This is a genomic window from Methylosinus sporium (genome assembly GCF_003113265.1).
In the GTDB taxonomy this organism is placed as follows: domain Bacteria; phylum Pseudomonadota; class Alphaproteobacteria; order Rhizobiales; family Beijerinckiaceae; genus Methylosinus; species Methylosinus sporium.
This window is the reverse complement of record NZ_PUIV01000018.1, coordinates 58,691-72,520: the sequence shown is the minus strand read 5'-3', so window position 1 is coordinate 72,520 and position 13,830 is coordinate 58,691. Positions and strand designations below refer to the sequence as shown.

Below are 13,830 nucleotides of genomic sequence, written 5' to 3'. Positions count from 1 at the left end.
ACTCCGCTAGAAGACGAAGAAGCGACTTCGTTCGCTGCTCGTTGGCAGCGCCGCCGTCGATGGCCGCTTTATAGGGCCACCCCCTCCGAACTGTCAACAAGCGGTTTCGAGAATTTTCACGAAACCGTCGTCGAAGCCATAAACCCTAGGAAATCCGGGCGATTCGTCGGTGGATAACTTCAGCGCCGCAATTGGGCCATAATGCGCAGGCTTCGTTTTGCAGCTTCGGGAGCCGCTCCCGAAGCCGCCCATCGAAGCGCTCCGCGTCTCAGTCGTTTATCGAACCCGAAAACGGATCGGCCGCCACTCAATGCCCCTCGATGCGAATAGGCGCCTCGCTCACGCTCTGGCGGAGGTCGATTGGACCGACCTCGGCGATCAGCCAGCCATAGAAGCGGACGGCCAGCGACACTCGCCGCTCGACCGCCGTCGCGTTTCCGTCCGCTGGCTGTCCGGCACTGTGCTCACCGGCCTCTCCGGCGCTCTGCTCATCAGTTCGGCGGCCTATACGGCGCTCGACCATCAGTCCCGTTTCGCCGAGGCGCCGACCCGCGCGCAGATCGGGCGCAAGGACGAGAGGGACGGTCAGGTCGTCAATCCCAAGAAGGGCGACCGAATTTTGCGCGCGGTGGATATTATCGCGGCCAAGCAGACGTTCAAGACGACGACGACGGCCCGCGCCGGCGACAAAGAAGTGATGCGCACGCGCGCCTATACGCATGTGGCGACGACGCTGACGCTGGCGCCGACAAGTTTCGCCGAGGAAGTGCCCGCCTTCAATCCGCTGAAGCTGCTGGCGGACTCCCGCAACGCCACCGATAGCGCGGCAGAGCCGGAGATAGCGCCCGACGACGCCGAGGTGTCTTTCGTCACCCGCGATTTCGCGAGCGACGAGACCGAGCGGCAGAGCGCGGCGCTGTCGCTCGAGGAATGTCGGGCGCAGGTCGCCGAGCAGGCGAAGACGCAGCTCGCGGCCGGCGCCAAGGCGGCGCTGCCCCTCCCCGGGCAATTGCTGCTGTCGCGCACCAGCCGCGCCTCCCTCGATCCGCAGGCCCTCGCCTACGCCACGACCGGAGCCCCTTCGGTCACGGCGCCCTTCTCGGCCATAGAAGTGCGCATGGTGCCGGAAAACGTCACCATCGCGCCCCGCTCGGCAGGGCCGCAGCCGACGCAGATGGACGAGAAGCTCATCGTGCTGCGTCGCGGCGAGACTCTCGTCGACGCGCTCGTCGCCAATGGCGTGCCCAAGGCGACGATCGGCGCGGTCGCGGCGGCCTTCGGCGGCAAGCGCGTCGAGACCGCGGCGCGCGAGGGCCAGAGGATCAAGCTGCTGTTCGCTGATTTCGACGCCTCCGGCGCCAATCTGCAGCTCGCCCGCATCTCCATCTATGCCGACGACCGGCTGGAGACCATGGTGGCGGCGACCGACCGCGGGGCCTTCCTCCAGGTGACGGCGCCGGCCAATCTGGCCAAGGTCGGCCGGCGCGGCGCGGCGAGCATAGACGAGGACGGCGGCGAAAGGGACGACGATCCCGGCGCTATGCGCCTTTATGATTCGCTCTACGAAACAGCGCTGAAGCAGGATATTCCGCGCCCCATCATCAATGAGCTCGTCCGCATTTTCGCCAGCGATCTCGATCTGCAGCGCGGCGTCAATGGCGGCGATTCGCTCGACGTCCTCTATGACGAGAACGAGGAAGGCTCGGGGCGCGAAGCCCTGCTCTACGCATCCATCACCACGCGCAACGAGACGTTGCGCTATTATCGCTATCAGACCGGAGACGACGGTCTCGTCGATTATTACGACGAGAACGGCCGCTCGAGCCGCAAATTCCTGGTGCGCAAGCCGATCGCCGCGGGCGAGACGCGATCCGGCTTCGGAATGCGCCGCCATCCGATCCTCGGCTATTACAAGATGCATACGGGCGTCGATTGGGCGGCGCCGATCGGCACGCCCATTCTGGCGGCCGGCAATGGCGTGGTGGTGGAGGCCGGATGGCACAGCGGCTACGGCCGCCGCGTCGAGATCCAGCACGCCAACGGCTATTCGACCGCCTACAATCACATGTCCGGCTTCGCGCGCGGGATTCGCGAGGGCACCCGCATCAAGCAGGGCCAAATCGTCGGATTTTTGGGCTCGTCCGGCCTCTCGACCGGCCCGCATCTCCATTATGAGGTGATGGTCAACGGTCATTTCGTCGATCCGATGCGCGTCAAGCTGGCGCGCACGCGCGAGTTCGACGGCCGCCTGCTCGCCGATTTCAAGCGCGAACGGGACCGTATCGATCAGCTGATCGCCAAGGCGCCGAACAATCCCCGCATCGCCACGCAGCAGGGGCGCTGAAGGCTCACGCCGAAGCGTCGCCGCGTCGCCACAGGGCGGCGGCGAAAGCGCCGAGCACGATGACGCCGAGGATCAGGAACAGCGCCGATTGCTTGAACCAGGCGATGGCCGGCACGGCGAGCGCCATGGCGAGGCCGAGCACGGCGATGTCGAAGGAGACATGAATCCCGGCGACGAAAGTGCCGAGCGCCAGCAGCAGCAGCAGAGCGAGCCCGGTCGCCGGCGCATTGAGGAAGCTGTTCACGCTCGGCCATAGAACAATGTTCATGGCGACGAGAAACGCCGCCCAATGCAGCGCCTGCGTGCGCGCCAGCGCGAAACGCGCGCCGCGGTCGCTCGCCTGACGCCAGCCGATCGCGACGCAAGCGACGCCGATGGCGACGCCGAGAAACTCCCAATAGCCATAGAGAGGCTGCTGGGCGAGGCTCGTATAGGCGACGCCGAATATCGCCAGAACCAGGACGATGAGATAGGGCGCCTTGCGTTTCAGCCAGGAGCCGATACGCGCCACGACCGCCTGCTCTCCGAATTCCGGCGCGACGCTATAATCGTTCATCTCGACCCCCTACCCTAATTGCGCCTCACCGGACAGGAACGCGCCGCCGCACGCGAAAGAGGCTGCGATGCGTGCGCGGGCCGCGCACATGGCTGCGCGGGATCGCGACATGCGGCGTATGGGACGGGCGCACGAACTGCCGCTCCTGCGCTTGCGCCTCCGAGGGCCCGGCGATGAGCGGCGATGCGACGAGCGCCGCCAGCAATCCCATGACGAAGGCGCGGCGCGAGCAAGTCTCGGTCTCACTGTCCATGGTCGCTTCTCCAATTCATCCAAAAGGCTCGACGCCAATTAGCGCGCGGCGCGCGCGCGGCAATCGCGCCGCCTTCGGCGCAGAGCTTTATCGCCGTGAGGCTTCGCAGGAGACGTTTTCGAAAGACGGCGGCGCTCTACCTGTCCCCGAGAGCGTCTGCGCTCGCGACAAAGGGGGAAGCGATGGGAGAGCGAGCGGCCGATACGGCGGCGGTCATCGTCATCGCATTCGTGATGTTGGCGGCTTTCTCGATCGGCCAGTCCGTGCTGGAGCCGGTCGTCTTCGCGCTATTCATCATCGCGCTGATCTGGCCCTTGCAGCAATGGCTGCAGACGATGACGCCGCGGCCGGTGGCGCTGCTCCTCAGCATTCTCATCGCGCTGGCCGTGATGATCGCTCTGTCCTCGCTCATCGTGTGGAGCGGCGGCGAGATCGTCGATTGGTTCATCCACAATGTCGAGCGCGTGAAAACCTCATTCGAAAATGCGACCAAATGGCTGGAGGCGCACGATATTTTCGTCGCGTCGCTGGTCACGGAGCATTTCAGCGCGGCTTGGGTGCTGGCGATGATCCGCGCCGCGGCGACGCGGATCAACATATTCATCGGCTTTGCTCTGGTGGTGCTGATCTATGTGATCATGGGCCTCGCCGAAGCCGGCGGATTCGAGAAGAAGCTCGCCGCCTCGCGCAGCGAGGAGACGGCGCGCTCGCTGCTTCACGCCGGGGCCAGCATCGCTCAAAAGCTGCGCCGCTACATGATGGTGCGCACTGCGGCGAGCCTCGCCACCGGCGCCCTCGTCTTTCTGTTCGCGCTGGCGATCGGCCTCGATCGCGCGGCGGCCTGGGGCGTGCTCACCTTCGCCTTGAATTATCTGCCCTATATCGGCCCTGCGGTGGCGACGTTGCTGCCCGCCCTCTTCGCCTATGCGCAATTCGACTCGGGCCATGCCGCGCTTCTCGTGCTCGGCGTTCTGAGCATGGTCCAGCTCGTCATCGGCAGCGGGCTGGAGCCGGCCTTTTCGGGCTCGGCGCTCGCAATGTCGCCGACGGTCGTCGTCTTCTCCGTGCTGCTGTGGACCTTCCTCTGGGGCCTGCCGGGGGCCTTCATCGGCGTGCCGATCGCCATCGCTTTTCTGACGCTCTGCGAGCAATTTCCATCGAGCCGCTGGGTCGCCGCGCTCCTCTCCGACAAAGGACCGCCGGACAAGGATTGAGGGTCTCACGCCAGCCCGACCATGGCTCGCACATCGGCCGGCGTCGCGCCCTCCGCCCGCAGCTCCCGCAACGGCTTGGAGAGCCGGCTCTTGGCCAGCTTGCGACCGTCCTCGTCCAGCACCATCGCATGATGGCGATAGGCCGGCGCCGGCAGGCCGAGCAATTCCTGCAGCAGCCGCTGAATGCGGGTCGCCTCGAAGAGATCCCTGCCCCGCACGACATCGGTGACGCCCTGGAGCGCATCATCGACCACGACGGCGATGTGATAGCTCGTCCCTATATCCTTGCGCCCCAGCACGACGTCGCCCCAATCCTGCGGCGGGGCGACGATCACCTTTCCATGCTCGCGCCAGGAGACCTCGCCGCCGACGAGAGCCGCGGCCTTGGCCATATCGAGCCGCAGATTGGCGCCGGCGCGCGCGAGCCCCTTGCCGCGGCAGGTTCCAGGATAGAGCGGCGCGCCGTCGAGATCGCGCCCAATGCTCGAGCGGGCGATGTCGGCGCGCGAGCACACGCACGAATAGAGTAGGCCCAGCGCGTCGAGCTCTGCGAGCGCCGCGGCGTAGTCCTCGAGATGCTCGGACTGGCGGCGGACCGGCTCCTCCCAGGAGAGGCCGAGCCAGGCCAAATCCTCATAGATCGCGGCCTCGAACTGCGGCCGCGCCCTTCCGGCGTCGATATCCTCTATGCGCAGCAGGAAACGGCCGCCCTCGCGGCGCGCGAGATCGAAATCGAGCAGCGCAGAGAAAGCGTGGCCGAGATGGAGATAGCCGTTCGGCGACGGCGCGAAGCGAAAGATTTTTCTCGTCCCGTCCCCGCTCATTCGCGCGTTCCGCGTCAGCCGGCGAGCGCCGCCTTCTCCTGCACGATCGCGCAGGCGGCCGCGAAGGCTTCCTCTATGTCGAGATCGGTGGTGTCGAGCCGCGTGGCGTCATCGGCGATTTTCAGCGGCGCCGAGCTGCGGCCGCTGTCGCGCTCGTCACGCCGGCGGATATCCTCGAGAATATGCGCGTAATCGACACGCTCGCCGCGCGAGGCCAGCTCCAGCGCGCGGCGCTGCGCGCGCTTCTCGGCGCTGGCGGTGACGAAGATTTTCACCACAGCGTCGGGGCAGATCACCGTGCCTATGTCGCGCCCGTCCAGCACCGCGCCTTCCGAGCGCGACGCGAAGCTGCGCTGCATCTCGATCAGCGCCGCGCGCACCTGCGGAATGGCGGCGACGACGGAGGAGGCCTCGCCCAATTCGCGCGAGCGCAGCCGCGCCTCGTCGAAATCGCAGAGCGCGAGGCCGCGCGCCGCCTCCACCGCGGCGCGAATATCGTCGAGCGGCCGCCCATCGTCGAGCAGCGCGCAGGCGGTGGCGCGATAGAGCAGGCCCGTGTCGAGATGCGGCAGGCCGAAATGCGCCGCGAGCCGGCGCGCCAGCGTGCCCTTCCCCGAGGCCGCCGGCCCGTCTATGGCGATGACAAGTCCCCGTTCAGGCAAAGCGAGCCCCCAGCCCTTCCATCAGGGCGCGAAAATTCGGAAAGCTCGTGGCGATCATGCGATCGTCGTCCACCACCGCAGGCGCGTCGGCGCCGAGCCCCATGACGAGAAAGCTCATGGCGATGCGATGGTCGAGATGCGTCTCGACATTTCCCCCGCCTTTCACGCGGCCGGCGCCGCCGCGCACGATGAGATCGTCGCCGATGATCTCGCAATCGACGCCATTGGCCTTCAGCCCGGCGGCGATCGCCTCGAGACGATCCGACTCCTTCACCCGCAGCTCGGAGAGCCCGCGCATGCGCGTCTCGCCCTCGGCGAAAGCGGCGGCCACCGCCAGGATCGGATATTCGTCGATCATCGACGGCGCGCGCGCCGCCGGAACGTCCACGCCCGCGAGGCGCGAGGCGGTGACGCGAATATCGGCGACCTCCTCGCCGCCCTCCTCTCGGACGTTCTCGAGCGCGATCCTCGCGCCCATCTCGGCGAGCGTGGTGAGGAGCCCGCAGCGCAGCGGATTGGTCATCACCCCTTCGACCACGATCTCCGAGCCTTCGGCGATCAGCGCCGCGACAATGGGGAAGGCCGCGGAGGACGGATCGGCGGGCACGCGCACCTGGCTCGGGCGCAGCTCGGGCCTTCCCTCCAGCGTCACCTTGCGCCCATGCTCGCCATAAGGCTCGCTGACGACGCGGGCGCCGAAATGGATCAGCATTTTTTCCGTATGGTCGCGCGAGGCCTCGGTCTCGATGACCACAGTGCGGCCCGGCGAATTCAGCCCGGCCAGCAGCACGGCGGATTTGATCTGCGCCGAGGCCACCGGCGTCTTATATTCGATCGGCAGAGGCTCGGCGGTTCCCTGCAGCAGAATGGGGCAGCGGCCGCCCTCCGCCTGCTCCAGCACGCGGGCGCCCTGCAGGACCAGCGGATCGAGAATGCGGCGCATCGGCCGCTTGCGCAGCGAGGCGTCGCCATCGAAGCGCGCTTTGATCGGATGGCCGCCGACGACGCCCATCATCAGCCGCGAGCCAGTGCCGGCATTGCCGAAATCCAGCGTCTCGCGCGGCTCCAGCAGCGAGCCGAGGCCCGGCCCGCGCACGCTCCAGCTCCCCGGCCCGAGCCGCTCGATCCGCGCGCCGAGCTTGCGGCAGGCTTCGCCGGTGCGCAGAACGTCGTCGCCCTCGAGCAGCCCTTCGACGCGCGTCTCGCCGACCGCCAGCGTCCCCAGGATCAGCGAGCGATGCGAGACGGACTTATCGCCGGGCGGGCGGCAACGTCCCGAGAGCCGCGCGCGCAAGGCGCTGAGCGGCGAGGGGGAATGTTCGGCGTCGGTGTGCAATCTGGCTCGATCTCCGGCCGCGGCGCCGTTTCCCATGGCCCGCGCGGCTTCGGCATATACAACGCGCGCCGCCGCGTCACAAATGCCGTGGGCGGGCGGCCGCGAGCCCCTGCCCCCAGGGTTCCGAATTCAGGCTGAGGCGCAGACATTGTTGAAGAAGGCCGCCTCTCGAAAAAAGCGCGCGCAGCCCGTGGGCGGCCAGCCGAAGCGCCATCCGTGTACGAGAAAGGATGACGAAATTCACCGAGCGGGATATCACATCGAATACGCTTGCGTTTCCACGCTCGACCAAAATCTCGCCCCTCAAGGACGCAGGACGCGAAACGATTTTCAGGCTGCGAGGACGCTTCTCGCCAATCCCGACATCACTGTCGCTGAAGTTACCGAACGCCTCGGCGTGTCCCCAGCAACGCTCTACCGCTACTTGCCCGCTGCGCGGACTGCGAATAACATTTCCAAATGAACCACAGTCGCTTGGCGCGGACTTCTGAGACGTTTTGAGGCGTAAAACGAGGCCTTACGCGCTACGGCAAGGCCTCTCTCAAAGAGTCTCAGAACTTTTGGATAATGAACGCATGGGCGCAAAAGCCGGACGACTTATCCTTCCTAGTGTCGTTGTAATGTCCAGTTATGGGCCCGGAGAAGGGCGTGGCTACCGCGTTACGGGTGTTTTACTTCCGTATCTTCTAGAACAAATGGTGTCAGCTGGCGCTTTAGAAGTTTACATTGCCGATGCGTGGAGATACGCGGACACAATTGCGGATATTCCTGAATCAATTCGCAGCTATGTTCACATTTCTGATGTTGCTAAACGGGCTCAAAACGTATCAGACGCGTTTTTTGACAATATTTTTGGCGAGACAGGTATTATTTATAAGCATGGAGCTTACTCTCTAGAGCTAAATAATAGCGACGCGAAACCGGTGATGGCTGCACACAGTGGATTAACATTATTTCTTGAAGCGTTTTTTCTTAAAGCGCATATTCATTTTAATATTGATACGTTTGTTGTAAGCCTTCAAAAAACGCTTATGCAGCTTCGGTCGTCGGACAACAGAATTAAAGTTGCCTCTCTTATTGCCGCACTGTCTGTCTATAAGTCTGTTGAAATTGCTTCGCCTAATGTGATCTCTACAGAGCCTGCTGAAAAGGCGAGGCGTCTTGGAGAGCTGATTCTCACAGAGGAGTATAGAGCCCTCTCAAAGTTGCACTTTGGATTGGGAGCCTTGCGTAGCCCCGGGCATATAATTGATCGGATTGAGCTTCAACTTCAAAAACTTTTGTCACTAACGTCAGCAAAGGCTGTGATAAATTACACATCTAAAGCCGCGTCGGTCGCGGCCGGTGCACCAGTGCCAGATTCTCAACTAGTAGAAAGTTTTGTTCACGAAGGGTTTCTTCCAACAGCAATTGATCTGACGGCTCAGATACAGCAAGCGATGACAGATTTTGAGGAAATGCACCAAGATATTGATCAGAAAGCTCGTGTTAGAGATGGCATGGCACGTTTTACGTTACCTCGCCTCAGCACAAAGAAGCTTGGGCTTTAGAGAGATTAAGACTTTTGCACGGTCGCCGCACACCCAAATTTTCAATGGGTTGGATCGTGCAAAAGATACGTGCGAAAGTCGAGCGTCGCTTCTGTTCAAAGTCGCCCAGCTTCCGCGAACGTCCACTAAACCGGCCCGCCTGAACAGCGCCCCTTGACACACAATGAAAATATTCCTATATCCCTCCCACCTCCGCCCATGAAGGGCGCGTTTCTCGGGTCAGGGAGCGCGGGCGGGGGGCGGCTCCATCCGGGATGGCGACCCCCATCCATGGACAGGCAGCGCGTCGCCGGACGGCGTTCTTCTCCCGTCCATAGGGAGAAAAAAGAACCGCTCCGTGATCCAAGGCCGTCGGACTCGATCGCGTCTTGATCGAGAAATCCCAGGATTCGCGGGTTCGACCAAGCCTCCGGATGTCGACGAGAACGACAACCGCGTTTCGGGACGCTCCGGCCCCGGATGATTTCCTCGCGCACCGGCCGAAGGGGCCGGAGCGTCCCGAACCGCCCTTCCCTCCCCGCCGCCGCGAGGCGCCGGGGCGCGCCCGCGCGAGCTGAATTTGTTCCTAGCAGCCTACGCCCGCCTCCGAAAGCCGAGGGCGCGCGTCAGAGCGCGGCCTTCGACCCGTCTCCGGCGTCGCTCGGTGCGCCGCCTCCGGTCAGACGGTCGCGCCAGCGCGCCGTGAAAGCGTCGAAAGACGCGGAATCGGCGAAGATCACATCGACATGCCACTCCACCGTCTCGACGCCCTCCTCCCACAGCCGGCTCTCCGGGCGCCAATGAAAGGACGGCCAGGCCGGGTTGCGATAGGCGGGACTCGCCGGATAATCCGGCGGATGCAGCGAGGGACGGCCGAGCAGCTCGATCAGCCATTGCATGATCTGCGGCAGAAAGGTGCAGCCGAAAGAGACGCCATGGCGATGAACGCGATGCACATCGCGCAAAATAGTCTGCCGAATCAAAGCGATGGCCGGCGGCTGATCGGCCGCGCGAAACTCTCGCAGCGCCAGCAGCCGAAAGCCGCGATCCAATAATTGCGCCGGAACGGCGCGGACGTCCCCGGCTCGCTCGTGCTCGTGCATCGCGACCCTGCAAAATGCTCGGCTGTCCCGGCGGAGGCCGAGACGCGCTCTCCGCACGCAAGCGCCATGCCCGATCCCCAGAACGATCGGATGAAAGACAATAATCCTCCCCCTCATGCTGAGGAGCGCCCGAAGGGCGCGTCTCGAAGCGCGAGGGGGAGCTCCAGATGGCCGCGCAGGAAGGTTCCCTCGTCCTTCGAGACGCCGCTTCGCGGCTCCTCAGGATGAGGAAACCTTCACCCGAGCGCCCTGCCCCGATCCCCAATCCTCGAGCCAAAAAAAAGCCGCCCGGACGAACCGGGCGGGGGAGGAAGTTTCACACCAACACGCGGAGAAGAGTGAAGAGAACCGCGTGAAGTTATTTTCGGCTCAGAGCGTCGCTCCGGCCGCGAAGCGCGGGATCACCGGGCCGCCGATCTCGACGCCGACGCGATTGCCCGACGGGCTGAAGAAGAACAGCAGGCCGCCGAATTGGCTGTCCGTGTCGTAGGCGAGGTCCGAAAGGCGCTCGATGTCGAAACGGGCGTCCTGGACGATGACCGTCAGATCGCGGGTTTCGCCGGGGGCGATCGGCGTCTCGTCGCTGACCGAAAGGCCGCGATCGGCGAGCAGATATTCGGGGAACTGCGGCCGCGTGGTGAACACCGCGGGATTGAGGAAGCGCAGGCCCGCCGTGGTGAATTCGCCGATCTTCACCGGCTCGGTTCCATTATTGGTCACCCGCAGCTTCACCGACAGCTCGCGGCCGGGGACCGTATAGGAGCCGCCCTTGAACTGCGCCGTCACAGTGGCCGGAGGCAGCGGAATCGGGTCGATGCCCTTCAGCAGGCCGGCCTGCATCGGCAGAGTGCGCGGGAAGGCGCTATTGGCCCAGGCGTAGCCGAACAGAACCGCCAGCATGGAGGCCGCCAGCCACAGGCCGCCGATGCGCTTCTCACGCGTGGTGATGAGATCATTGGCCTTGCCGGCCTTCACCCACCAATAGCGCACGATGAGGCCCTTGGTCATGAACCAGTAGAGGATCCAGACCGCGGCGGCCGCCATCCATGCGAAATGATAGATGTAGGTCCAGGTGATGCCATAGGTCTCGAGATCGATGGTCGAGCCGTCGAGCAAAGTCACCGGATTGGTGAAATTCGCCATGTCGCCCTTGATGGTGATCCACTCGCCGGGGCCGACGATGGGTCCGCCGCCTTCGACATTGACCTGCACATGGACGTGGAAACGCCCTTGCCGGCGGGCTTTGAGCACCAGCTTGTACTCATAGTCCTTGCCGACTTGCAGCGAGAAGGAGCGCGGCGCCGGCACGTCGCCGACATAGGCGCCTTTGCGGATCAGCACCGGGCCCGGCTCGCCGACGTTCAAAAAGGCGACGTCCGGCTTGGCGACGGCCTGCGGCCAGCCGGAGAAGACGTGCACCTTGCCGGACAGCACCATCTCTTCGTTGACGTTGACCTCGGTCTTCGACCATTTCACATCGTACCAGTTGAGCGTGCGCATACGCAGAAAGGCCTGCTGCGAGCGTTCGCCATGCGCGGCGGCGGGCGTGGCCGCCGGCAGAGTGGTGGCGGCGATCGCCGCGGCGAGGCCGAAGGCCAGAGCGCGCAGCGCCCGCGGCCTCACGCATCCCGCCAGTGTCGCGAGGAGCTTGTTCATCATTTCGATCGGTCTCCCTTTTCCTTGTTTTCTCGGCTGCGCCGCCGCCATTGCGACGATGAGGCCTCTTGAAATTCTTGCGATCTCTTCGCGAAGCGGGCCGCTATTTGCGCCGGTCCGCCTCGCGCTGGCGAATGTCCGGGATCAGATTTCGTCGGCGTCGATATATTTGGTGTTCGAGAACCAGGTGCCGATCTTCCACCACAGGAAGTAGATCAGCATGGAAATGAAGGCGGAGAAGAAGGCCGCGACCGGAACGACGTCCTTGCCGAAGGTGCGCAGCGTGCCGCGCTCGACCATGCGGATATATTCCGGCGTGCCCGTGCGGACATAGTTGAAGCCGATGAGATCGGCGAGCGTCAGCAGCACGCCGTCGATCTCGGCGGACTGGTGATATTGCGCCAGCACCGGCCAGTTGATCGGATAGAACAAGAGGCCCCAGCCCATGGAGCCGACCAGCGCCGTCACCAGCCAGCTGCCCGACATCATCAGCACCACGTCGAGCCAGAAGCCCATGGGGATGAGCGCCGACGGGAACACGAGATTGATCGGGAAGAAGGTCCAGCCCCAGAAATTGTCGTAGCGGTTGATCCATTCGCCGACGAGCAGCGCGAGGCACGCCACCGTCGCGCCGATCGGCAGACGGAACTTCTGCCACAGGAAGGATTGCACCGCGGCGGCGAAGCACATTGCGACGATGGGCGCCACCGTCGGCCACATGCGGCGATCCTTGAAGTCGATCCAGAAATCCCAGTCGCCGGCGAGCAGCATATAGTGGATGTGGAAGGAACCGAGCACCACCGCGAATAGAACGACGAGGAGAATCCAGTCGGTCAGCATCACGCAGCCGAGAAACTCCTCCTTCGATTTCCATGCCTTTCCGGCGGGCGCGCCGGCCTCTGTGGAAATGGACATTTTGCTTTTGCTCCTCGAGATTGTCGCCTCCCCGGCGCATCTCGCGCCGGATGTTTTTTCTGCTTGCCCCGCCTCCGTCGCGGCCGCGCGAGAGACACGGCCGCTCCGAGAGGAAGGGAGCGCGCTTTCGCGCGAGGGATCAGAGAGAAAGGGCGTCCTGCTCATATTCCTTGGAGAGCTCGATCACGCGATCGAGCACCTGGCAGGCGGTGCCGAAGACGGCGAGCGCGAACCAGCCGAAGAACACGAAGCCCCAATGCAGCGGCGCCGTGAACAGCTCCTCCATGAACCAGAAGGTATGACCCCACTCGTTGAGGCCGATGTTCGGGAAGATCATGAAGGGGCCCGCGAAGAACAGCAGGAAGGGCAGAGAGATTTTCTTCGCGAATTGCGGAATGCGCGTGCGCGCATACATGAAGGCGCCCCAGCCGGCGATGATGTAGATCGGATAGCTGAGGTAGAACTCCAGAATATGGCTCGGCGTGAAGTCGGTGTCGCGAATGACCGTCTGATGCCAAGTGCCGTCCTGCTCGGTGAAGTAGGAGGCGCCCCAATAGACGGTGAAAGCGTAGATCGCGAGCCAGCCGATCAGCGTCAGCAGACGGCGCATCTCCTCGCGCGGCGCGACAGCGTCGATATTGCGGTCGCGCGTTTTCCAGAGATAGCCGCCGATGCCGCAGAAGGCGATGAATTCGAGCGGCAGCTCGGTCCACATCAGATTGAGCCAATAGGTCTGAAATTCGGGAGCGAAAGAATCGAGGCCCGCCTTCCAGCCGAAATACTGCTCATAAATGCGGATCGCCACATAGAAGACGAAGAGACAGATCATCGTCCAATAGGCTGGCCAGTAATTGACGATGGTGTCTTTCTCAGCGGCCCGGACGGATCCGGCCGCTTTCTCTGTTGTCAGGCTCATTGTCGTTTTCCTCCTCTTTGAAAGACGTCATCGGTTCGAGACGGTCTCCCGCCGCCCCGTATGACGCCTCTTCTCCCTATGGCGCGGTTCCTCGCGAGACCCTTTTTCCCTCGGCCGCGCGACGCCGGGCGCGCGAGGCCGGTCGCCGGACCATTTCCGCGCCGCGCCTCTTTGCAGTAGAGCCCGAAAGCTCTTCGCAGCATCGGAACCTATCATGTCGAGCGCAGCAGTTGTCAATTGATCATAAAGAATACATATGCGACATTATGCTGCATATACTGCATTAAATACTTATACGACGTCATAATATGATATTTCATATTATAAAAAATGAGACCACCCCGACTATCTGCAGAATTTTAGCTGCACATTTGAATGATACTAGCTATCAAAATGTGATATTTATTTCTTTTCTAAGTACTGCGACATTGTGACGCCCACATATGCTTATTGTGACTCGGCTCGTCTTGGATCAAGAGAGAGGAGCGCGCCCGTCCACGAGAGGCGGCGATCGACCAATCA

At 63.4% G+C, this 13,830-nt stretch carries 13 protein-coding genes; 4 read left to right on the top strand and 9 right to left on the bottom strand.

Features of this window, described 5'->3' with window-relative positions:
• Positions 1-310 precede the first annotated feature (310 nt).
• Positions 311-2,344, top strand: a complete 2,034-nt coding sequence (locus C5689_RS12280; protein WP_108917557.1) for a M23 family metallopeptidase — start codon at positions 311-313, stop codon at positions 2,342-2,344.
• 4 nt (positions 2,345-2,348) lie between these two features.
• Here the strand turns inward: C5689_RS12280 and C5689_RS12275 are convergent, their stop codons facing one another.
• Both C5689_RS12275 and C5689_RS12270 read right to left on the bottom strand, forming a co-directional pair.
• A complete protein-coding gene (locus C5689_RS12275) occupies positions 2,349-2,900 on the bottom strand; it encodes a hypothetical protein (protein WP_108917556.1) in 552 nt (183 codons plus the stop codon).
• A 25-nt stretch (positions 2,901-2,925) separates the two neighbouring features.
• The gene (locus C5689_RS12270; RefSeq protein WP_108917555.1) at positions 2,926-3,153 is read right to left on the bottom strand and encodes a hypothetical protein; all 228 of its coding nucleotides are present in this window, start codon (positions 3,151-3,153) and stop codon (positions 2,926-2,928) included.
• A gap of 182 nt (positions 3,154-3,335) precedes the next feature.
• On the opposite strand from C5689_RS12270, the gene C5689_RS12265 reads away from it, so the two are divergent.
• Positions 3,336-4,367: an AI-2E family transporter gene (locus C5689_RS12265; protein WP_108917554.1), complete on the top strand. Its 1,032-nt coding sequence runs from the start codon at positions 3,336-3,338 to the stop codon at positions 4,365-4,367.
• Positions 4,368-4,372: 5 nt separating this feature from the next.
• Here C5689_RS12265 and gluQRS read toward each other — a convergent pair whose 3' ends face one another.
• The 3 genes from gluQRS to aroA are packed head-to-tail and all read right to left on the bottom strand — an operon-like array spanning position 4,373 to position 7,189.
• A complete protein-coding gene (gluQRS, locus tag C5689_RS12260; protein ID WP_108917553.1) occupies positions 4,373-5,191 on the bottom strand; it encodes a tRNA glutamyl-Q(34) synthetase GluQRS in 819 nt (272 codons plus the stop codon).
• A 14-nt stretch (positions 5,192-5,205) separates the two neighbouring features.
• Entirely contained in the window at positions 5,206-5,853 is a 648-nt protein-coding gene (gene cmk / locus C5689_RS12255; RefSeq protein WP_108917552.1) for a (d)CMP kinase, read from the bottom strand.
• Positions 5,846-7,189 carry a 3-phosphoshikimate 1-carboxyvinyltransferase gene (gene aroA, locus C5689_RS12250; RefSeq protein ID WP_108917551.1) on the bottom strand — a complete coding sequence of 448 codons (1,344 nt, stop codon included), beginning with the start codon at positions 7,187-7,189 and terminating at the stop codon, positions 5,846-5,848. Before aroA ends, cmk begins: the two co-directional genes overlap by 8 nt.
• Positions 7,190-7,223: 34 nt before the next feature.
• On the opposite strand from aroA, the gene C5689_RS12245 reads away from it, so the two are divergent.
• Together C5689_RS12245 and C5689_RS18240 are read left to right on the top strand one after the other, a co-directional pair.
• Positions 7,224-7,652 carry a helix-turn-helix domain-containing protein gene (locus tag C5689_RS12245; RefSeq protein ID WP_108917550.1) on the top strand — a complete coding sequence of 143 codons (429 nt, stop codon included), beginning with the start codon at positions 7,224-7,226 and terminating at the stop codon, positions 7,650-7,652.
• Positions 7,653-7,749: 97 nt separating this feature from the next.
• Positions 7,750-8,739: a hypothetical protein gene (locus C5689_RS18240; protein ID WP_158271808.1), complete on the top strand. Its 990-nt coding sequence runs from the start codon at positions 7,750-7,752 to the stop codon at positions 8,737-8,739.
• A 605-nt stretch (positions 8,740-9,344) separates the two neighbouring features.
• Here the strand turns inward: C5689_RS18240 and C5689_RS12240 are convergent.
• The 4 genes from C5689_RS12240 to amoC all read right to left on the bottom strand — a co-directional run bounded on the left by C5689_RS12240 (position 9,345) and on the right by amoC (position 13,308).
• Positions 9,345-9,821: a hypothetical protein gene (locus tag C5689_RS12240; protein WP_108917549.1), complete on the bottom strand. Its 477-nt coding sequence runs from the start codon at positions 9,819-9,821 to the stop codon at positions 9,345-9,347.
• Positions 9,822-10,190: 369 nt separating this feature from the next.
• Complete coding sequence (gene amoB, locus C5689_RS12235; RefSeq protein WP_174800258.1) at positions 10,191-11,477, bottom strand: bacterial ammonia monooxygenase, subunit AmoB; 1,287 nt, start codon at positions 11,475-11,477, stop codon at positions 10,191-10,193.
• A 144-nt stretch (positions 11,478-11,621) separates the two neighbouring features.
• Complete coding sequence (amoA, locus tag C5689_RS12230; protein WP_174800257.1) at positions 11,622-12,392, bottom strand: bacterial ammonia monooxygenase, subunit AmoA; 771 nt, start codon at positions 12,390-12,392, stop codon at positions 11,622-11,624.
• 139 nt (positions 12,393-12,531) lie between these two features.
• Positions 12,532-13,308: a bacterial ammonia monooxygenase, subunit AmoC gene (gene amoC / locus C5689_RS12225; RefSeq protein WP_108917548.1), complete on the bottom strand. Its 777-nt coding sequence runs from the start codon at positions 13,306-13,308 to the stop codon at positions 12,532-12,534.
• Positions 13,309-13,830: the final 522 nt, after the last annotated feature.